25 protein-coding genes are annotated in these 20,106 nt (G+C 73.5%); 23 read left to right on the forward strand and 2 right to left on the reverse strand.

The window, feature by feature from the left end:
- Positions 1-14 precede the first annotated feature (14 nt).
- Positions 15-851, reverse strand: a complete 837-nt coding sequence (locus GL259_RS29980) for an NmrA family transcriptional regulator (protein ID WP_159536412.1) — start codon at positions 849-851, stop codon at positions 15-17.
- 81 nt (positions 852-932) lie between these two features.
- Between GL259_RS29980 and GL259_RS29985 the strand changes: the two genes are divergently transcribed.
- On the forward strand, positions 933-1,862 hold the full coding sequence (locus tag GL259_RS29985) for an AraC family transcriptional regulator (RefSeq protein WP_159536413.1): 930 nt from the start codon (positions 933-935) through the stop codon (positions 1,860-1,862).
- A gap of 10 nt (positions 1,863-1,872) precedes the next feature.
- On the forward strand, positions 1,873-2,661 hold the full coding sequence (locus tag GL259_RS29990; RefSeq protein ID WP_243762412.1) for a helix-turn-helix transcriptional regulator: 789 nt from the start codon (positions 1,873-1,875) through the stop codon (positions 2,659-2,661).
- A gap of 11 nt (positions 2,662-2,672) precedes the next feature.
- Here GL259_RS29990 and GL259_RS29995 read toward each other — a convergent pair whose 3' ends face one another.
- A complete protein-coding gene (locus GL259_RS29995) occupies positions 2,673-3,068 on the reverse strand; it encodes a VOC family protein (protein WP_159536414.1) in 396 nt (131 codons plus the stop codon).
- Between the two features lie 136 nt (positions 3,069-3,204).
- Here GL259_RS29995 and GL259_RS30000 point away from each other — a divergent pair, with 136 nt between their 5' ends.
- From GL259_RS30000 to GL259_RS30100, 21 genes are all read left to right on the forward strand, one after another.
- The gene (locus GL259_RS30000; protein ID WP_159536415.1) at positions 3,205-3,552 is read left to right on the forward strand and encodes a hypothetical protein; all 348 of its coding nucleotides are present in this window, start codon (positions 3,205-3,207) and stop codon (positions 3,550-3,552) included.
- 1,410 nt (positions 3,553-4,962) lie between these two features.
- On the forward strand, positions 4,963-5,760 hold the full coding sequence (locus GL259_RS30005; RefSeq protein WP_243762413.1) for a helix-turn-helix transcriptional regulator: 798 nt from the start codon (positions 4,963-4,965) through the stop codon (positions 5,758-5,760).
- Positions 5,753-6,745 (forward strand): transcriptional regulator, encoded by a 993-nt coding sequence (locus GL259_RS30010; protein ID WP_243762414.1) that lies wholly within the window; start codon positions 5,753-5,755, stop codon positions 6,743-6,745. The genes GL259_RS30005 and GL259_RS30010 overlap by 8 nt, the downstream gene beginning before the upstream one ends.
- Before the next feature lie 268 nt (positions 6,746-7,013).
- Positions 7,014-7,949 carry an ACP S-malonyltransferase gene (locus GL259_RS30015; protein WP_159536416.1) on the forward strand — a complete coding sequence of 312 codons (936 nt, stop codon included), beginning with the start codon at positions 7,014-7,016 and terminating at the stop codon, positions 7,947-7,949.
- Between the two features lie 184 nt (positions 7,950-8,133).
- Positions 8,134-8,901 carry an alpha/beta fold hydrolase gene (locus tag GL259_RS30020; RefSeq protein WP_159536417.1) on the forward strand — a complete coding sequence of 256 codons (768 nt, stop codon included), beginning with the start codon at positions 8,134-8,136 and terminating at the stop codon, positions 8,899-8,901.
- Between the two features lie 174 nt (positions 8,902-9,075).
- Entirely contained in the window at positions 9,076-9,330 is a 255-nt protein-coding gene (locus tag GL259_RS30025; RefSeq protein WP_159539097.1) for an acyl carrier protein, read from the forward strand.
- Positions 9,331-9,390: 60 nt separating this feature from the next.
- Positions 9,391-10,650, forward strand: coding sequence for a beta-ketoacyl-[acyl-carrier-protein] synthase family protein (locus GL259_RS30030; RefSeq protein WP_159536418.1), 1,260 nt, complete (start codon positions 9,391-9,393; stop codon positions 10,648-10,650).
- On the forward strand, positions 10,644-11,789 hold the full coding sequence (locus GL259_RS30035; protein ID WP_159536419.1) for a beta-ketoacyl synthase N-terminal-like domain-containing protein: 1,146 nt from the start codon (positions 10,644-10,646) through the stop codon (positions 11,787-11,789). Before GL259_RS30030 ends, GL259_RS30035 begins: the two co-directional genes overlap by 7 nt.
- Entirely contained in the window at positions 11,786-12,739 is a 954-nt protein-coding gene (locus tag GL259_RS30040) for a beta-ketoacyl synthase N-terminal-like domain-containing protein (RefSeq protein ID WP_159536420.1), read from the forward strand. Before GL259_RS30035 ends, GL259_RS30040 begins: the two co-directional genes overlap by 4 nt.
- Positions 12,739-13,590, forward strand: a complete 852-nt coding sequence (locus GL259_RS30045) for an alpha/beta hydrolase (protein WP_243762416.1) — start codon at positions 12,739-12,741, stop codon at positions 13,588-13,590. Before GL259_RS30040 ends, GL259_RS30045 begins: the two co-directional genes overlap by 1 nt.
- Positions 13,587-14,558: a hypothetical protein gene (locus GL259_RS30050; RefSeq protein ID WP_159536421.1), complete on the forward strand. Its 972-nt coding sequence runs from the start codon at positions 13,587-13,589 to the stop codon at positions 14,556-14,558. The genes GL259_RS30045 and GL259_RS30050 overlap by 4 nt, the downstream gene beginning before the upstream one ends.
- The gene (locus GL259_RS30055) at positions 14,555-14,911 is read left to right on the forward strand and encodes a hypothetical protein (protein ID WP_159536422.1); all 357 of its coding nucleotides are present in this window, start codon (positions 14,555-14,557) and stop codon (positions 14,909-14,911) included. The genes GL259_RS30050 and GL259_RS30055 overlap by 4 nt, the downstream gene beginning before the upstream one ends.
- Before the next feature lies 1 nt (position 14,912).
- Positions 14,913-15,320, forward strand: a complete 408-nt coding sequence (locus tag GL259_RS30060) for a hypothetical protein (protein WP_159536423.1) — start codon at positions 14,913-14,915, stop codon at positions 15,318-15,320.
- 32 nt (positions 15,321-15,352) lie between these two features.
- Entirely contained in the window at positions 15,353-15,742 is a 390-nt protein-coding gene (locus tag GL259_RS30065) for a hypothetical protein (protein WP_243762417.1), read from the forward strand.
- A gap of 22 nt (positions 15,743-15,764) precedes the next feature.
- On the forward strand, positions 15,765-16,856 hold the full coding sequence (locus tag GL259_RS30070; protein ID WP_159536425.1) for a beta-ketoacyl synthase N-terminal-like domain-containing protein: 1,092 nt from the start codon (positions 15,765-15,767) through the stop codon (positions 16,854-16,856).
- 55 nt (positions 16,857-16,911) lie between these two features.
- Entirely contained in the window at positions 16,912-17,151 is a 240-nt protein-coding gene (locus GL259_RS30075) for an acyl carrier protein (RefSeq protein WP_159536426.1), read from the forward strand.
- Positions 17,151-17,609, forward strand: a complete 459-nt coding sequence (locus GL259_RS30080) for a hypothetical protein (protein WP_159536427.1) — start codon at positions 17,151-17,153, stop codon at positions 17,607-17,609. Before GL259_RS30075 ends, GL259_RS30080 begins: the two co-directional genes overlap by 1 nt.
- Complete coding sequence (locus GL259_RS30085) at positions 17,606-18,085, forward strand: 3-hydroxyacyl-ACP dehydratase FabZ family protein (RefSeq protein WP_159536428.1); 480 nt, start codon at positions 17,606-17,608, stop codon at positions 18,083-18,085. The genes GL259_RS30080 and GL259_RS30085 overlap by 4 nt, the downstream gene beginning before the upstream one ends.
- A 9-nt stretch (positions 18,086-18,094) precedes the next feature.
- Entirely contained in the window at positions 18,095-18,841 is a 747-nt protein-coding gene (gene fabG, locus GL259_RS30090) for a 3-oxoacyl-[acyl-carrier-protein] reductase (RefSeq protein ID WP_159536429.1), read from the forward strand.
- Positions 18,842-18,925: 84 nt separating this feature from the next.
- The gene (locus GL259_RS30095; protein ID WP_159536430.1) at positions 18,926-19,546 is read left to right on the forward strand and encodes a DsbA family protein; all 621 of its coding nucleotides are present in this window, start codon (positions 18,926-18,928) and stop codon (positions 19,544-19,546) included.
- A 68-nt stretch (positions 19,547-19,614) separates the two neighbouring features.
- A complete protein-coding gene (locus GL259_RS30100) occupies positions 19,615-19,827 on the forward strand; it encodes an MbtH family protein (RefSeq protein ID WP_159536431.1) in 213 nt (70 codons plus the stop codon).
- Positions 19,828-20,106 lie beyond the last annotated feature (279 nt).

Genomic DNA, 20,106 nt, shown 5'->3' on the forward strand with positions numbered 1-20,106 from the left:
CCTCCGGGCCGGCGTCACCCCTTCCAGGTGCCGGCCGCCGCCTCCTCCCGCACGAAGTCGGCGAAGTCCCGCGGCTCCCGCCCCAGCACCCGCCGCACCCCGTCCTCCAGGTGCGCGTTGCGGCCGTCGAGCAGGTCCTCGAACAACCCGGTGAGGAAGCCGGCCTCCTCCCGCTCCACCCCGAGGGCGAGCAGCGCCTCGCCGTAGTCGTGCGCCGGCACCGCCCGGTACGTCAGCGGGCGTCCCGCCGCCGCGGCGATCTCCGCCACCGCCTCCCGCCAGGTGAGCAGCCGGGGCCCCGTCACCGTGAGCGTCCGCCCCGCGTACCGCTCCCCGTCCGTCAGCGCGGCCACCACCACGTCCGCGACGTCCCGCAGGTCCACGAACGGCTCGGGCACCTCACCGGCCGGGAACACCAGCTCCCCGCTCCGGCGCAGCTCCTCCGCCAGCGGTCCCTCGCTGAAGTTCTGCGCGAACCAGGCGGCCCGCACGACCGTCCGGTCCGCGCCGGACGCGTGCAGCGCCTCCTCGGTGGGCAGCGCCTGGTCCTCGCCCCGGGCGGACAGCAGCACCAGCCGCCGCACGCCGAGGGCGAGCGCCTCGCGGGCGAGGTCGCCGACCGCCTCGGCGGCGCCGGGGGCGCCCACGTCCGAGGGATGGACGAGATACGCCGCGTCGGCGCCGCGCAGGGTGTCCGCCCAGGTCGAACGGTCCCCCCAGTCGAATCCGGTCGCCCGCGACGCCGCCCGCACGGTGAGCCCCGCCGCCCGGGCGGCCCGCGCCACCCGGCTGCCCGTACGCCCCCGCGCGCCCGTCACCACGACCGTCGTGTTCCCGGTGTCCTGTGTCATGCCGACGAGTCAACTCCCGTCCACCGCACGGGACCATCGTCGAACGGCTCCGTCCCATGAGCCTGCGTCTACGCTGACCCCATGGACGCTCTCACCGGCCTGCTGGAGGGCCCCCGCGCCCGCGGCGCGTTCATGATCAGGGCGTGCTTCGACCCGCCGTGGGCGATCCGCGTCGAGGACGAGGCCCCGCTGACGGTGATGCTGCCGGTCCGCGGCGAGGCGTGGGTCCTGCCGGACCGGGGCGAGCGGCTGCGGCTGCGCCCCGGCGACCTCGCCGTCGCGCGCGGCCCGGACCCGTACACCTGCGCCGACGCCCCCGGCACGGCGCCCCAGGCGCTGATCCTGCCGGGCGGGGAGTGCCACTACCCCGACGGCCGCCCCCTCAACGGCGTCATGGACCTCGGCGTCCGCACCTGGGGCGACCGGCCGGACGGCGGGACGGTGCTGCTGATCGGCACGTACCGGATGCGGGGCGAGATCGGCGGCCGGCTGCTGGACGCCCTGCCGCCGCTGCTCTCCCTCACCGCCGACGTGTGGGACTGTCCGCTCACCCCGCTCCTCACGGAGGAGATCGTGCGCGACGCACCGGGGCAGGAGGTCGTCCTGGACCGGCTGCTCGACCTGCTGGTCATCGCCGCCCTGCGGGCCTGGTTCGCCCGGCCGCAGGCGCAGCCGCCCGCCTGGTACCGGGCGCAGGCGGACCCGGTCGTCGGCCCCGTGCTGCGCCTGCTCCAGGACGACCCCGCGCACCCCTGGACGGTCGCCGCGCTCGCCGCGAAGGCCGGCGTCTCGCGCGCCGCCCTGGCCCGCCGCTTCACGGACCTCGTCGGCGAGCCCCCGATGACGTACCTCACCGGCTGGCGCCTCGCCCTCGCCGCGGACCGGCTGCGCGACACCGACGACACGATCGGCGCCATCGCCCGCCGGGTCGGCTACGGCAGCGCGTTCTCCCTGTCGACGGCCTTCAAGCGGACGTACGGGGTCAGCCCGCAGGACTGGCGGACGGCGTAGCCTCGGCGGCATGTACGGCGAACGGGCGTCGCGGCTGGCCGGCGCGGCCGTGTGGACCAGCACCCCGTCCGGGACCGGGGAGGGCCGGGTGCTGCCCGACGGCTGCATGGACCTCCTCTGGCACGAGGGACGCCTGCTGGTCGCCGGCCCCGACACCCGCGCGCACCTCACCGGGGGCCCGCCGAGCACCTGGGCGGGCATCCGCTTCCGCCCCGGCACGGCCCCCGCCCTGCTCGGCGTCCCCGCGCACGAGCTGCGCGACCGCCGCGTCGACCTGGCCGACCTCTGGCCGGCGGCCGAGGTGCGCCGCGCGACCGCCCGCGTGAACGCGGCCGGGGACCCGGCGCGCGGCCTGGAGGACCTGGCCCTGCGCCGGGCCGCGGACACCGCCCCGCCCGACCCCGTGCCGGACCGCGTCGTGAGGGCCCTGGAGGCGGGCCGCCCGGTCGCCGCGACCGCCGACGGACTCGGCCTGAGCGCACGGCAGCTGCACCGCCGCTCCCTGGCCGCGTTCGGCTACGGCCCCAAGACCCTGGCCCGCATCCTCCGCCTGCGCCGCGCCCTGGCCCTGGTCCGCTCCGGCACCCCCTTCGCGGAGACCGCCACCCGGACCGGCTACGCCGACCAGGCCCACCTGTCCCGCGAGGTACGGGACTTGACGGGCCTGCCCCTGGGCGAGCTGCTGGCCGCTCACGTCCAGGGGCGCTCCGCCGCGTCCGGTGGTGCTCCGCCGCGTCCCGCGGTCGTCCCCCGACGCCCGTCGGCCGGGACTGGTGAACCGCGGCCGTGGTCCGCCTGAGGACTCCCGGCTCAGGCCACCAGCCGCGCGAACAGGTCGACCCCGTTGCCGTCCGGGTCGTGCACGACGGCGTACCGCTGCCCCCAGACGGCGTTCCAGGGCTTGAGCTCGCCGTGGTACCCGGCACCGGTCAGCTCCTCGTACAGCGCGTCCACCTCCTCGGGCGTGTCGCACAGCAGGGCGAGCGAGTGCCGTCCGCCGCCGGCCGGCGGCCGCCACGCGGAGTGGAAGGAGCGGACGGTCTCCTCGGTGTCGAGCAGCAGCCGGATCCCGCCGGGCAGCCCGGCCTCGGCGTGCGGCTGGTCCTCGGAGCCCTCGGGGAAGGCGAAACCGAGCCGGCGGTAGAAGGTCACGGAGGCGGCCATGTCGGAGACGACGAGGCCGATGGCGTCGAATCGTGCGGTCATGGGGGCCACCGTAGGCGGGGCGTGCGGGCCGGTCTTGAAGAAAACGGACACCGGGCGGGAGGCCGCCCGGTGTCCGTGGCTCAGAAGCCCCTCAAGTCGCTTGATCGGACAGATCACGGCGTCGACCATGACCCCCATGTTCGGACGGAGCAGACAACCGGAACTCAACGTCCTCGTCCTGCGCGACGCGGACGTCATCGCCGACGGGATCCGCCGGGCGCTCGCCGAGGCGACGCCCGAGCAGCGGCCCGGACTGGAGCGCGCCGCCGCCCTGGCCGGGCGGGCCGCCGCCGCGTCCGACGCGGAGCTGCGCGCCCGCTGGGTCCACGAGCGCTTCGCCGCGGCCGGTTACCGGGGCCCCGCCGACTCCGTGCAGGCCGTCAAGGTCCTGCGCGAGGCGGCACCCGGCCTCAGCCTGCTCTCGGCCGTCCGGCTGACCAAGGACGCCGCGGCACACCGTCCGGACACGGGATCCGCGCCCTAGGACGGCCGCTCCGGACGGCACCGCGTCGAGGGCGCGTCCGCGGTGCGGCGGGGTGCGGGGCGCGCCTGAGGGGGACGTTGTCCGCCGCCGTCGTCCACGTGCGGGTCGGCGGCTGCGCCCGGCGGGCCCCGTCACCCCGTTCCGGCGTCCCGGAGCCGGCCGCCCACCACCGGTTTCCGATCCGGTCCCGGGCCCCTGGACGGGACACGGTCTTCACAGGGACCGGTGTTTCGAGCCCCCTCGGCGCCTGTCCGCCGACCGCGCATTCGTCCTGCCTGATCTGCGGAAGCGGTGACGTGACAAGCGGACCGGAGTGCGTGTCCTCCCCGGGGGAATCGGGTCCGCTGAACGGCCCGGACGCCGCGGACGAGTGATCGGGCGGACCGTCTCCCGGATGTCCGACTACCGCTGACCCGGTCCCGCTCGAGCGAATCCCGCAATTACCCGGCATTTCTCGCCCGGCCGTTGACCTGTACCGCTACAAGCGACTCCTGCGCCTCCCCTTGGGGGACACGCTATTACCGGAAAGTAGCTTCTCCGGGCGGACTCCGCCTTCAGTGCGAACACGCAGCCGGAGCGGGCCGGCGGCCGGATCGCACCCGGCGCACCGGCGGGCACCCGGCGGCGACGCGGCCGCGTCGGCGGTGGCCGGATCCCTCCGCCGGCCCGGGGGCCGTGACACCGCCACGCGCCCGCCCACCCGGAGCGTCGCCGTACGGACCTCCCCTCCCGCACTCCCGACGTCCGCACGCCGCTGGCCGGTTCGGCACCGGCGCGGGGCGCAGCCGCGCCCCGGAACGCCGGGCCGGTCCCGAGGCGAATGACAGTAAGTGGACAGTGACACACCGTGCGTGCGACTGGCTGTCACCGCCCGGATGCGATACGTGCCCGATCCGGTGCTTGGTTCCGTGACGGTCGACAGAATTGCTGCAACTTAATGACAGCCCGGCCGGAGGTTTCGGGCGCAATGCCTGGCGGGGCCCCGCAGGGGCGAGACTTTACCTGGACTATGCCAACGCCCCCACGTTGACTGGCTCGCGGCCAGCCCATAATGTCTGAGCTTCGGAGCCGAGCGGACTTGGCCCCTCCGGAGCCCTGACCGCCGCGTCGTGAACCGTTTTCCCATGGTGGGTGAATTGACGATGAATGGACGGTTTTTCGGTTAAGTTTCAACAGCCGCGGGTCACAGCCCTCATTTAAACAGGAATACGGTTCCTGCTGCCGATTCTGGTAATTCAGTCCTCGGCCAGGACGAGGATGTATCGCTGAGCATTACGGGGAATGATCGGTGTAATGAATACTTCCACGTTGAAAACCCATGGTGAAGGCCTTGTGCCGGTCGTGATCGGGGCACCTTCACCGGGCGGGCCGACCGGCGACACCGTCGACAGCGCCGAAGGCATCAACAGGATGGAAAGCGCACTGCTCCAGGCACGTGCGCTGATCGAATCGACGATGTCGCTGCACCGGACCAGGCCGGTACGTGAATCCCTCGTCCTGCGCGCCGACGACGCCGACATCGGCAGCACGGTCGCCCGGCTCGTCGGACGGGCCCGCCACTCCGTCTCCGTATCGCTGTCCACCGGCGAGAACGTGTCCGCCGTGTTCGAGGCGCTCGCCGCCCACGCCACGCCTTCCAAGGGCCGGACGGCGCGCGGCGGAACGGGCGCCGGGGGCGGCCCGGTCATCCGGCTGCTGTGCACGCCGCAGGCGGTGAACGACTGCCGGCCGAGCGCCGAGGACTTCCGGGACACGCGGTGCGAGATCCGGGTCGACGAGGGCGAGCTGCGCGGCATGCTGATCGTCGACAGCCGGGTCGCCCTGATGCCGGCCTCCCCCGGGAAGCCGGGTCCCGCCGCGATCATCAAGGACACGGCGTCGGCGCGCGTACTGGACCTGCTGTTCGCCGGATCGTGGGCCAACGCCCGCTCGCTCGCCGAGTACGAGCGCACGAGCGCGCGGATGCGGACCGAGTCGGTGCGACGCATCCTGGAGCAGCTGTGCGAGGGCCGTACCGACGAGGTGGCGGCCCGCGAACTCCAGGTGTCCCTGCGCACCTACCGGCGTCACGTCGCGGAGATCATGCAGGCGCTGGGAGCCAGCTCCCGCTTCCAGGCCGGGGTCAGGGCCGTGGAGATGGCGCTGCTCCCGCAGCGCACCTGCGCCTCCGGCAGAGCCCCCCACGGGGGGTCGCGCCACCATGGCTGACCACCATCCCGCCGACCGGCCGCGGTACGCCGCGAAGGACCCGCGCGACCGGGCCGAGGACACCGGACCACCCGACGAGTGCCCCGCGGACGACCTGGAGCAGACGCTCATGGAGGTCAGCCGGCTGATCGAGGCCACCGTCGCCAAGCACCGCGACCGTGTCGTGCGCGACTCGCTGATCACCAACGTCGCCGCCTGCGGGGGCGAGGTGACGGAGGCCGCCCTCCGGCTCGTCGCCGAGGCCGAGCGCACCATCGACATCGTGCTGGCCGACTCGGAGCACGTCGAGGCGATCAACTCCGTGTACTGGGAGCTGGAGAGCTGCCGGAAGGACGTCCGGCTGCGGCTCCTGTGCACCCAGGCGATGCTCGACGACGGCGTGGTCCAGCCGCACATGCTGAAGAGCCTGCGGTACGAGGTGCGGGTGGCCAGGGTGCCCATGCTCCAGATGATGCTCGTCGACGGGGCGGCCGCGCTGGTGACCTCGCAGGCGGTCGTCGGACGGCAGGCCTCGGTGATCCGCGCCAGCACCGTGATCGGCACGCTGGGCACCCTCTTCGACGGACTCTGGCGCCACGCGGTCCCGGTCGAGGAGCGGATCGACTTCGGCGACCGCGACCGCGCCGACGTGGCCCGGCAGATCCTGGTCCGCCTCCAGGGCGGCATCACCGACGAGGTCGCCGCGCGCGAGCTCTCCGTCTCGGTGCGCACCTACCGCCGCTACGTCGCGGAGATCATGGCGCTCCTCGGGGCGAGCTCGCGCTTCCAGGCGGGCGTCCGGGCGGCCGAGCTGGGGCTGCTGCCCAAGGGCCGCAAGGGCTCCGGACAGCCGCCGGCCGGACCGGCCAAGGACGCGTCCGGACCGCAGTCCCCGCGGAGCGCGCGGCGGCCGGACGCGCCGGCCCGGCCGACGGCGCGGGACGCCCGCGACGCGGGCGGCACGACTCCCCGCGACGGCCGGTCCGGCACTGGCAGCTTCCTGTAGCCGTCGTTGCCCCCGCGCGCCGGGGCCGGTTAGACAGGGACGACACGAACGGCCTCCGCCCCCGGCGGACGGCCGGACGCCCCTGACCCGAGAACTCCGGCGGCCTGCGCTTCCCCTGCGTCGCCGGTGATCCGGTGCGCCGCGGGCCACGGGGACCCCCGCTCCTGGCCCGTGACGCACCGATGGGCGGGGGCCTGTCACCCGAGACCCGGCCCGGCCGGGTACAGGCCCCCGTTTCCGTCCAGCGCCCCGTGGAAGGTGTGGAGAGGTGACCCCGACGCCGATCGGTCTGATATTCCCCGGACAGGGAACGCAACGCCAAGGCATGGGCGAACCCTGGCGGGACACCGCCGCGTGGAGCCTGGCCGGCGAGGTCTCCCGGCACTGCGGCGAGGACGTCGAGGAACTGCTGCTGCGGACCCCGGCCGACGTGCTGCGCCGCACCGACCTGGCCCAGCTCTCGGTCTTCACGGTGGCCCTGATGGCCCACGCGGAGGCGGCGCGGTGCGGGGCGCTGGAGGGCGCCGTGGCGTGCGCCGGGCACAGCCTGGGCGAGTACGCGGCGCTGACGGCGGCCGGGGTGCTCACGCTGCCCGACGCCGTCGCCCTGGTGAGGGACCGGGGGCAGGCCATGCTGGACGCCGAGCGGCTGCGGCCGGGCACGATGGGCGTGCTCGTCGGGGCCGGGCTCCCGCAGGCCGAGGCGCTGGCCGCCGAGGTGCGGGCCGAAGGACTCGACGTGTGGGTGGCCAACGCCAACGCTCCCGGCCAGACCGGGCTCTCCGGCTCGGAGGACGGCATCGCGAGGGCGGCGGACAGGGCTCCGGGCGTGGGGGCCAAGCTCATCCGCCTCTCCGTGGGCGGCGCCTTCCACAGCCCCTTCATGGCGCCCGCGGCCGAGCGCCTGGCCCGGACCCTGCGGGACGTGCGGTTCGCCCCGGGACACCTCCCGGTGGTCGCCAACGTGGACGCGCAGCCGTACACCGGCGGCGGCCACTGGCCGGACCTGGCCGTGCGCCAGATGGTCTCCCCCGTGCGCTGGGAGGAGAGCGTACGGACCCTGACCGGACGGCTCGGCTGCCGGCGGCTCGTCGAGCTGGGCCCGGGGCGCGTGCTGACGAACCTGATCCGCCGGATCGACCCCGGCGTCGAGGTGAGCGCCGTGGACGGACCCGGCGCCCTGAGGGACCTCGCCGCCGCGTGATCCCCGGCGCCCCGGAGGGCCTCGCCTCCGTGCGCCCCCTCCGGCGCCCTGGAGGTCTCGCCTCCGTGCGACCTCCGGCGCCCTGAACGCCCCGCCGCCGTACGGCCTCCGGTGCCCCGGAGGTCTCGCCGCCGTACGGCCCCCGCCGTCCTGCCGAACTCCCCGACACGAGAAGCCCGGTGCCATGAACCCCCTGAAGCACACCTCCCGGAGCGACGCGACGTGGTTCCGGCGCCACCCCCCGTCCGCCCCGACCCGGACGCGGCTGCTCTGCCTGCCGTACGCGGGCGGCTCGGCGAGTTTCTTCCACTCCTGGGGCCACGCCTTCGGCGACGACGTCGAGGTGCTGGCGGCCCGCTACCCGGGGCGCCAGGAGCGGATCGCCGAGCCCTGCCTCGAGAGCATGGAGGAGATGGCCGACGCGGTGACCGCCGCCGTCCTGCCCCTCCTCGACAAGCCGTTGGCACTCTTCGGCCACAGCATGGGGGCCTCGCTCGCCTACGAGGTGGCGGTCCGCCTGGAGCGCAGGCACGGCTTCTGCCCGAGCCTGCTGCTCGTCTCCGCCCAGCGGCCTCCCCACGGACAGCGGCCGCGCACCGCGCACCTGGACGGCGAGGAGTCCGTCCTCGCCGAGGTCCGCAGGCTGGGCGGCACCGACGCCGAGCTGCTGGACGACCCCGACCTGCGGGACCTGGTGATGCCCGCGCTCCGGGCCGACTTCGCCGTCGTCGGGCGGTACGCCGAGAACGGCCCCCGGCCGGCCGTGCCCGTGCGCTGCCCCGTCGTCGGCTACGTCGGGGACCGCGACCCCAACGTCACCGTGGACGAGGTCGCCGCCTGGGCCGACGTCGCCCCCAAGGGCTTCGATCTGAAGGTCCTGCGGGGCGACCACTTCTACCTGGTGCCGCGGCGGGACGAACTCGTCGCCGACGTGGCGTCCCGTCTGCGCTGACGCCCGCCCGTACGGCCGGGCCCCGCCCGCCCGTACCCGCTGCCCGCAGGAACTCCCGACCTCGCTTGGCAGCTTTGTGCAATGCGCCTTGCCGCGTGGGACAGCGGTGGCTTAAAAATCGTCGGGAACTCAATGAAATTGCCCGCGGGGGCAATTCGTGAAAGGGGTGGCAGCATGCCCGCTGCAACGCGTGAAGAGCGTCTTTCCGTCATCCAGGAAATCGTCTGCGACATTCTCGAGATCGAAGAGGAAGAGGTCACGGAGACCAGCCTCTTCAAGGAGGAGCACAACGCCGACTCGCTTCGCGCGATCGAGATCCTCGCGGCGCTGGAGAAGGAATTCGGCGTGGTGATCAACCAGTCCGAACTGCCGCGGATGGTCAACCTCAAGGGCGTGTACGAGGTCGTATCGGAGCCTGCCGGCTGGTAAGCCGCCCGCGACGCCCCCGGGCGGCGCGCGCGTAGGTCGGACGTGGACAGGGAGGTAGGCATGTCGGCAGTGCACGACGCCGGTCCGGAGGCGACGGGACGGCACCGGGTGGTCCTCACGGGACTCGGAGTGGTCTCCAGCATCGGGCTGGGGGTGGAGGAGTTTCTCGCGGGACTGAAGGAGGGCCGCAGCGGGGCCCGGCCCATCACGGTGTTCGACACCGAGGGGTTCGCCCACGCCAACGGCTGCGAGGTCGTCGAGTTCGAGCCGCTGGACTGGATCCGCACGCTGGAGACGGAACAGCTCGGCAGGGCGGCCCAGTTCTCCGCCGCCGCGGCCCGGATGGCCCTGGAGGACGCCGGCCTCGCCGCTGCCGATCTGCGCGGCCGGCGGGGTCTGATCTCCATCGGCACCACCGACGGCGAGTCCTACGACCTCGACCAGCTGGTCGAGGCCGAACTCGCGGACGGGCCCGGGGCGTTCGACGCGACGGCGGCCCGGCGGATCCCCGCCGGACGCCTCTCGGTCGCCGTCGCCCAGGAGCTCGAACTGGCCGACGTCGAAGCCGTCACGGTTCCGACCGCCTGCGCCGCCGGCAACTACGCCATCGGCTACGGCTTCGACGCGGTGCGCTCCGGCGAGGCGGACTACGCGTTCTGCGGCGGCGCGGACGCCATGTGCCGCAAGACCTTCACCGGCTTCTACCGGCTGGGGACCATAGCGCCGGAGCACTGCCGGCCGTTCGACGCCGACCGCAAGGGCATCCTGACCGGCGAGGGTGCCGGGGTGCTCGTCCTGGAACGGCTGGAGTCGGCCCTGGAACGCGGCGCCACCATCTACGCCGAGGTGCTCGGCTACGGACTCAACTGCGACGCCCACCACCAGGTGGCGCCCAACCGGGCGAGCGTGGCGCGCTGCATGGAACTGGCCCTGGACAACGCGGGCGTGAAACCGGCCGAGGTGGACCTGATCTCCGCCCACGGGACGGGGACCAAGGCCAACGACATCACCGAGGCGGGCGCGATCCGCGAGGTGTTCGGCACCCCGCCGCGCACCGTGTCCATGAAGTCGATGCTCGGCCACAGCATGGGCGCGGCCAGCGCCCTGGGCGCCATCGGCTGCGCGCTGGCCATCGCGAACCGCTTCATCCCGCCGACCATCAACCACGTCACGACGGATCCCGAGTGCGACGTCGACTGCGTGCCGAACCGGGCCGTCGAGGCCGACCTCAGGGTCGTCCAGAACAACGGTCTGGCGTTCGGCGGCAACAACGCGGTGGTCCTCCTCGGCCGGTACGACCACGAGGAGGAAGCATGCTGAGCCGTCCGATCACCGGCATGGGCGCCGTCGCCAGCACCGGAAGAGGCGTCGGAACGCTCTTCGAGAACCTGTGCCGGGGCGTCACCGGCCGCGCCGAGCTGCGCGGGTTCGACCGCACCCGCTTCCGGGCGCAGCACGCCTACGAGGTGGACGACCGCCCCGCGCGGGGCGAGGACGTGCCCGCCCGCGCCACCGCGCTGCTCGTCGAGGCGATCGCCCAGGCGGCGGCCGACGCGGGCCTGGGCGAGGACCTCTCCGGCACACCGGTGCTCATCGGGACGGGGCTGCGCGAGCTGCGCTCCCTGGAGCTCTGGTGGCGCGGGGACACCGACCTGGACGACACCGGCCTGCACTTCGGCACCGCGCTGCGCGAGCGGTTCGGCGCCGACGTGACGCACACCTTCTCCAACGCCTGCTCCGCCTCGCTGTACGCGCTGGCGCTCGGCTCGGACCTGCTGGCCCAGGAGGGCGACGACGCCCCGGACACGGTGATCGTCGCCGGCGTGGACGTGCTCACCGAGAGCATGTACGGACTGCTGGAGCGGGTCCACCCGACCCCGCCGGACCGGGTGCGGCCCTTCGACCGGGACCGCACCGGCGTCCTCATGGGCGACGGCGCCGCCGCCGTCGTGCTCAGCCGGGAGACCGGAGGCCGGCGGGCGCACGCCCTGCTGCGCGGCGTCGCCGTCAACTGCGACGCCTTCCACGTCACCGCGCCCTCCCCGGAGGGCATCGCGAAGGCCATGCGCAGCGCGTACGACATGGCGGGCGTCAAGCCGAAGGACATCGACCTGGTGATGCTGCACGGCACCGGGACCCTGCTCAACGACGAGGCCGAGGCGGCGGCGATGGCCGACGCGCTGGGCGACGCGGCGAGCGGCCCGCTGATGACGGCGATCAAGTCGATGACCGGCCACACGTCCGGCGCGTCCGGGCTGATGGGCCTGGTCGTGGGCGTCACCGCCCTCAAGGAGGGGCGCGTGCCGCCCACCGTCGGTCTGCAACGGCCGGTCGAGGAGGCCGCGGGCTTCCGCTTCGTGACCGGCGACGCCGCGTCCGCGTCGATGAACGTGGCGCAGTTCAACGCGTTCGGATTCGGCGGCATCAACGCCGTCGCCATCGTGGAGGCCACCCCGTGAGCGTCGTCGTCAGCGGCGTGTCCGTCCTGATCCCCGGGGCCGACTCCGCCAAGGCACTGGCCGCCGGCCCCGAGCCCGGCGCCGCACCCGTCGAGCCGGCCGCCCTGGTGGGCAGGAAGGGCCTGCGCTACAAGGACCGGGCCACGCAGCTCGGCTACTGCCTGACCTCCGCGGCCCTGGCCGACGCCGGACTCCTCGGCGAGGACGGCACGGTGACCTCCGGGGACGTCGGCGTGGTCGTCAGCTCCAACTACGGCAACCTGGACACCGTCGCCCGCGCCCTGGACACCCTGCGGGAGCACACCGTCACGGCGACCAGCCCGATGGACCTGCCGAACGCGTCGAGCAACGTCATCGCCTCCTCGGCCGCCATCCGCTACGGCCTGCGCGGCCCCAACCTGATGGTGTGCAACGGCGCGACCTCCGGCCTGGACGCGGTCAACTGGGCCGCCACCATGATCACGGCGGGCCGCGCGGACCGGGTGCTCGTCCTCGGCGTCGAACCGGACAACGAGGTCGTACGCCGGCTGCTCGGCGGCGGGCACGCCGTCGACGGCGGCGCCGCCGTCGTCCTGGAGGACGCGCGGGCGGCCCGTGCGCGGGGCGCGAGGATCCGCGCCGTGCTCGGCCGGTACGTCCGTGCGGCCGGTGTCGGGGCGGTCCTGGAGCGGCTGGCCGCCTCCGGCGTGCCGGAACCCGCATGGTGGCACCTTCCCGACGCGGCTCCCGGGGGCGTCGGCGCCGGCCTGCTGCCCGGGGTCGAGCGGACGGCCCTGCCCGAGGGGTTCGGCCGCGCCTCCGGCGCGCTCGGCCTGCTGCAGTGCGCGACGGCCGTCGGCATGTTCGACGAATGCGGCGAGGGGCCGGTGTTCGCGGTGTGCGGCACCGACGCCGACGACGCCTCGGCCGGACTCGTGCTGCTGGAGCCCCCGGCCGCGGAGATCCGCTGATGCCCGCGCCCGACGGCCCCGGCGCCGAGGCGGTCCGCCGGCGCACCGCCGGCACCGGCGGTCCCCGGCTGCTGCTGGTCCACGGACTGGCGGCGAACGACAGCGTGTGGGACCGCTGCGTCGGGCTGCTGCCCCGCGCGTACGAGGTGTGGTCGGCCCGGCTGCCCTGGAGCGCCGAGGGCGTGCCCGACTGGGGCGTCGACGGTGATCTCGTCGGCCCCCTGGCCCAGGTGCTGGCCGCGGTGCCCGGCGGACCGCAGATCGTGGTGGCGCACTCCATGTCGGCGGACGTCCTGCTGGACCTCGTCGACCGGGAGAGCCGGCAGGGCGGTGACGCCCTCGCCCGGCTCGGGATCCGCGCCCTGGTGCTGGTGTCGCCGTTCTACCGGCGCACCGTCGAGGAGTTCGACTGGGAGACCATCAGCCACTACCTCAACGACTTCCACCTGATCATGGAGGAGGGCCTGCGGGTCCACTCCGGCGACCGGCTTCCCGCCTCCCTGCGGGCGGCCATGGGGGAGCGGGTACGGGACCGGGTGGGCCCGTACGGCTGGCTGCGCTTCTTCGAGCTCTACCTGCGTACTCCGCAGCTCCAGACGGGCCGGGTCACCGTGCCCTGCCTGGTGCTGGGGGGCGAGAACGACTTCGCGGCACCGCCCGGCGAGAGCGTGACGCTGGCCGCCGCGCTGCCGGACGCCCGGGCGCTCGTCCTCCCCGGCTGCGGGCACTTCCCGATGATCGAGGAAGCGGAACGGTTCGCCTCCGAGACCGTCGCCTTCGTCAACTCCCTTGGGACCGGCGCTCCGCAGCGCGAGCCCGTCCCCGACACCGCTTTGGAGCACCGCCGATGACCATCGTCACGGAGACCGCCGTCAAGGCACTCCTCAACGAGACGACCTCCGTCCAGGTCCGCCCCCGCTACGAGGGCTCCAACATCTGCACCTGGATCGGTTTCAAGCACGTGAACTACATGGTCGAGGAGGCGGTCCTCGACCACTTCCGGCAGGCCGCCCTGCCGGCCCGGGGCCTGTACGAGGAGCACGGCCTCGGCCTCGACGTCGTCGGGATCGACACCCGGATCCTGCACGCCTTCCACATGGACGACGTCGCCACCGCCGAGGTCGTGCCGTCCACCAAGGACGCGGACGGCACGCTGGGCTTCAAGGTGACCGTGTCCGTGGAACGCGGCGGGGAGATCCTCAAGGCCGTCACCTCCAAGGTGCGCGTGTCCCTGCGGATCGACACCTACCTCGACTCCGCGGGCGAGGTGCCCGGGGAACTGGCCCGCTTCGCCGTGGACCGGCTCGGAGCCGACCTGGAGCCCGCGCCGCTCACCCCGTTCAGCTCCGAGGACGCGATCCTCGGGGAGCTGCTGGAGGGCAAGAACGCCTACGGGTGGAAGTGGAACATCCCCTACCCGTACTGCCACTTCACCGAGCGCCTCCAGATGTCCGGCTACCTGAGGCTGATGGAGGAGGGCAAGGACCGGTTCGTCGCCGACCGCGGCATCTCCATCAAGACGCTGCTGGACGACCGCCGGTGGATCCCCGTCGTGCCGCGCTCCGAGATCCGGATCCTCGACGAGGCGATGATGGAGGAGGACCTCTACACCACCTACGAGGTGGAGGACGTCTTCAAGGACTTCACCTACACCACCCGGATGAACTGGTACGTCGTCCGCGACGGCGGCCTCCTCAGGACCGCCACGGGCACCATCGTGCACGGCTACGCGGTCATCGACAACCGCCGCGACTGGCGGCTGGAGAACTTCGACCAGCACGTGCTGGACGCACTGGGCGGGACGACGCGGCAGCCGTGAACGACGCCTGGAGCGGGGGCCGCGGGGAGACGCCGCGGATCCTGCTGATCGAGAGCCACGGGCCGTGCGCCCCGGTGGACGCCGGCCTCCGGCGGGACGCCACGGCGCAGGCCCGGGCCGGGTATCCGGTGCTGATGTACCTGGTGGAGGACGGTTGCCTCCTCGCCCGGCCCGGGACCGACGAGGAACTGGACCGCTTCGAGGCGGCGGGCGGCCGGCTGGCCGTCGACCGCTTCTCCCTCGTGCAGCGGGGGATCGGACACCTCCCGCTGCGCCCCCGGGCGAAGGTCTCGGACATGGACGAACTGGCCGGCTGGATCACCGGTCCCGACGTGCGGGCGGTGTGGCACTGACATGGCACGCAGTGTTCCGCCCACCGACGTGCTGGTCACCCTCATGGGCTCGCCGCACGAGTCGGACCGCACCACCAGCGCGCTGCGCCTGGTCCAGGCGCTGCTGGAACAGGGCCGCGCCGTGCAGGTGTGGACCTGCGGGAACGCCACCCTGCTCACGCAGAACGCGCTGGGCGACGACAAGCCGCGCAACCTGGCGAACTGGAACGGGGAGTACCCGTCCACGGCGGCCCTGGTGAAGGACATGCTGGAGACGTTCCCCGGCCGGCTGTACTGGTACGGCTGCCGGTTCTGCAGCGACGACCGGGGCGCCGCGGACCACCTGCCGCAGGTCGTCATGCGGCCCCCGTCCGGCTACGGCGCCAACGTGGCCGCGGCCGGGCGGACCCTGCTGGTGGGGGTCCTGTGACGGCCGGCGCACGGACCACCGAGGAGGCCGGCGTGCCCGGACCGCGCGCCCTGGCCGTCGTGGAGAAGGCCTACCGCGGGGCGCTGGAGAAGCAGTTCTTCGACGCCCTGTACCTGGCGGTGGAGCTGCACCGCCAGCTCGGCGGGCTCGACGTGCTGCTGCGCGGACGCGCCGTCACCTACGGCGTGCGCGCCGAGCCGGTGCCGGCCCTGCGGATCGGCAGCCGCACCGTGGACACCCTCACCGACCCCCGCCGCGACCTGCGCACCCTCATGGACGCCGGGGTCCGGATCCACGCCGAGGAGTCCGGCCTGGCCGCCCACGGGCTGGGCCCCGACCGGCTGCTGGACGGCGTGCTGGCCGTCCCCGACGCCGCCATGGCCCTGCGCTGGCCCGAGTACCGAATGGTCTGTTACCTGTGAACCGAAGGGAAGCGTGGCGGACATGACCACCACCGCAACGGGCGCCGGGCGCCCCGTCATCACCGCGTGGTCCGCGGTGTCGCCGTTCGGCATCGGCCGGACCGCGTTCGCCGAGGGGGTGCGCGAACGGCGCCCCGCCGTCTCCGTGCTCGACGGGGCCGGGCCCCGGGAGGACGCCTGCGTGGTCCCGGGCTTCGACGTCCGCGCGGTGCTCGGCAAGAAGGGCACCCGGTCCATGGACCGGGTCACCGGACTGGCGGTCACCGCCGTCGGGGCGCTGCTCGACGACACCGAACGGAGCCGGGCCGTCGGCACCGGCGAGGGCGCCGCGCTGGCTCTGGGCACCACCACCGGCAGCGCCCAGAGCATGATGGACTTCACCCGGGACTCGTTCACCGGCGAGCAGCCGTTCTTCGTCGACCCGGCACGCTTCCCCAACACCGTGATGAACTGCGCGGCCGGCCAGAGTGCCATCTGGTACCAGCTGAAGGGGCCCAACACGACCATCGCGGGCGGCCGGGCGGCCGGGCTGCACGCCCTGAACTACTCCCGCCGGCTGCTGGCCGCGGGCCGTGCCCGGACCGTGCTGTGCGGCGCCGCCGAGGAGTACTCCCCCGCCCGCGCCTGGCTCGAGCACCACTCCGGTGACGGCACGCCGGGCGCGCCGCTCGGCGAGGGCTGCGCCGTGCTCCTCGTCGAGCCCGCGGCGGGCGAGGACGCCGGGCAGCCGGTGCTGGCCGAGATCCTGGCCGTCGAGCTGGGCGTCGTGCTCCGCGACGACGTGGCCGGCAGCCTCACGGCCTGCCTGCACGGTGCGCTGCGCCGGTCCGGCGCCGGCCTCGCGGAGATCGCCGTCGTCGCCCGCTCCGGCGCCCCCGGGGCGGAGGGCGAGGCCGAGGCCGCCGCCGTCGGCGAGGTGCTGGCCGGCGTGGACGCGGCCGACCTGACCCAGGTCGCGCTGATCGGCGACACCGGTGCCGCCTCCGCCGCCTTCCAGACCGCCGCTCTGCTGGCGCACGCGGAGGACGACCGCGCCCTGGCCGGGAAGGTCGGCCTCGTCACCTCCGTCGACCGGACCGGGACCGTCGGCTGCGCCCTGCTCCGGCTGCGCTGACCGGCCGTCCGCCCCACCGCCGTATCCGAAGAACGAAACGCTGAGAGGTACCACCGTGCTGGACAAGGAAGAACTGCGCCGGATCGTCGCCCAGGTGCTGGACGTCGACGTCGCCGAGATCACCGACGACGCCGAGTTCGTCGACGACCTGGAGGTCGACTCCCTCCTGGCCCTGGAGATCGTGGTCGTCCTGGAGAAGAAGTACGGGGTGAAGCTGCCGGAGTCCGAGCTGCGGCAGATCGTCACCCTGCAGAGCGCCTACGACCTGCTGGCCGGAAAGCTGCAGGCCGTCTGATGGACGTCCTCACCGAGACGCGTCCGGGCGCCCCGGACCCCGCCGCGCCCCGGTCCGGACCGCGGGCCGCCGGGGCGCTGACGGGCGCCGTCGAGGTCGTGCCGGCGCAGAAGGACGGGCGCACCTCCACCCGGTTCACCGTGTCCGCCGACGAGACGGTCCTCCCCGGTCACTACCCGGGCTTCCCGATCCTCCCCGGCGTGTGCCTCGTCGAGTACGTGCACCGGAGCGTGCTCGCCACGGCCCCCGCCGGGGAGCCGGAGCCCGAGCTCGTGGCCGTGGAGAGCACCCGGTTCACCGGGCCCGTGTACCCGGGCGACGCGCTGAGCGCGGACATCGACTGGAAGCCGGTGGACGGCCCGGCGTGGCAGTGCCGGGCGAAGGTCCGCTCCGGCCGGGGCGACGCCGCGTCGGTGCGCCTGCGCTACCGCCGCACCACGGACGGAGCGCCGGCGTGAGCGGACAGGCGCAGATCCGCGGCAGGCTGCCGCACCGCTACCCCATGCTGCTCGTGGACCGGGTCACGCACGTCGAACCCGGCCGCGCGCTGACCGCCCTCAAGGCGGTCACCTGCAACGAGCCCTGGTACGCGGACCTGGGTCCGGACACCCCCGAGGAGGGTTTCGGCTACCCGAAACCGCTGCTCGTGGAGTCCTGGTGCCAGTCCGCGGGCGTCCTGGCCACCTGGGACGACCCCAACCCCGATGTGCTGGCCGGCCAGGTCATGCTCTTCGGCGGCATGACCGGGGTCGAGTTCCACCGCACCGTGCTGCCCGGCGACGTCCTGGAGCACCGCGTGCGGGCGGAACGCAGGGTGGACGACACCGTGATGTTCGAGGGCGAGAGCCTGGTGGACGGCGAGACGGTGATGACCGTCGGCCGGATCGTCATGGCCTTCCGCCCGGCCGAAGTCCTGAGACCCGAAGCGAGCTGAGCGAAGACCATGCAGGACAACACTTCCCGGGTGGCCCTGGTCACCGGCGGATCACGCGGGATCGGACGGGCGTGCGTGCTGTCGCTCGCCCGCGACGGATTCGACGTCGCCTTCTGCTACCGCGCCGACGAGGAGGCGGCCCGGCAGCTGGAGAAGGAGGCCGGACAGCTGGGCGTGCGCGTCATGTCCCGGCGGACGGACGTCACCGACGGCCCGGCCGTGCGCTCCTTCGTCGAGGAGGCGGAGGAGACGTTCGGCCCCGTCGACGCGGCGGTCACCGCCGCCGGGATCACCCGTGACAACCCCCTGGTGCTGATGGACGACGAGCAGTGGCACCAGGTCCTGGACACCAATCTCGACGGCGTCTACCACCTGTGCCGCGCGGTCGTCTTCTCCATGATGAAGCGCCGCACCGGCGCGATCGTCAACATCTCCTCGGTGGCGGGGGTGTACGGCCACGCCAGCCAGACCAACTACTCCGCCTCGAAGGCCGGCATCATCGGCCTGTCCCAGTCGCTGGCCAAGGAGGTCGGCCGCTCCGGGATCCGGGTCAACGCCGTCGCCCCCGGCTTCATCGACACCGACATGGTCGCCGCGATGAACGAGAAGGCCCGCAAGGACATCACCCGGACGATCCCGCTGCGCCGCATGGGCCGCGCCGAGGAGGTCGGCGACCTCGTCGCGTACCTGGTGTCGGACAAGGCCGAGTACATCACCGGTTCCGTCCTGCAGATCGACGGCGGCATCACCATCTGACCACCGGACGGCCCGCGACACCCGGCCGTCCGCCCCGGCCCGATCCGTGACCGGCGGCAGCACTCAGCATGTTTGGAGGCGGTGATGGCCCGAAAGAGGCCACGCTGGTACTTCTCGTTCCGCAGTCCCTACTCGTGGATGGCCTACCGGGACCTGATGGCCGACCACCGGGACGTCGCGGAACGCATCGACTGGTTCCCCTTCTGGGAGCCGGACCCGGAGACGAGCGACCACCTGGAGCAGGCCGGCGTCCGGCTGCCGTACGTGGCGATGTCGAGGGAGAAGCACCTCTACATCCTCCAGGACGTGCGCCGGCTCGCCCGTGACCGCGGCCTGGAGATGGTGTGGCCGGTCGACCGCGAACCCCGGTGGGAGGTGTCGCACCTGGCGTACCTGGTGGCCGACGAGCTGGGCCGCGGACGGGAGTTCATCGAGGCCGTCTACCGGGCCCGGTGGGAGGAGGGCCGGGACATCTCCGACCCGGCCGTCATCGCGGACGTCGCCGAGCGCGTCGGGCTGGACCCGGTGCGCCTGTCCACCGCGTGCGACGATCCGGCCGTCCGCGAGCACGGTCTGCGGGCCCTCGACTCCCTTTACCGCGACGGTGTCTTCGGGGTCCCGTTCTTCATCGACGGCTACGAGAAGTTCTGGGGAGTGGACCGGCTGCCCGGATTCGTCTCCTCGGTCCGTTCCCGCGCCGCCTGAACGACCCGTCGCCCCTTTCGACCACATCCGCACATCCCGATCACCGAGCCCCAGTGAAGGAGCCCGACATGGCGACCAACCCGTTCGAAGACGACAACGCGAGCTACTACGTCCTGGTCAACGACGAGAACCAGCACTCGCTGTGGCCCGTGTTCGCCGAGGTGCCCGCCGGCTGGACCGTCGTGTTCGGCGAGGCGTCCCGGCAGGCCTGCCTCGACCACGTCACCGAGAACTGGACCGACATGCGGCCCAGGAGCCTCGCGGCGGCCATGGACGCCTGACCAGGGCGTCCCGCAGGAACGCGCGGCCCCCGATCCGGCCGGCCGCGCCCCGGGCAGAGGGCCCGGTGGGCGAGGTGCGACGCCCACCGGGCCCTCTTCCCGTCTTTCCGGTGGCAGCTTGATGCAGCCGCCATTGTCCGTCTTCCGAAGCCGGTGCCACAGTGCTCGGAATTGACCAACGTCGGCCATGTCCGGTCGCGGATCCAACCGCCGGGATATCTGCCGCACACACATCGCGTAATCCCTGCCAAGGCGATCCGCTAGAGGTGGAAGAGAATC

This window comes from Streptomyces sp. Tu 3180, from assembly GCF_009852415.1.
Classification (GTDB): Bacteria; Actinomycetota; Actinomycetes; order Streptomycetales; family Streptomycetaceae; genus Streptomyces.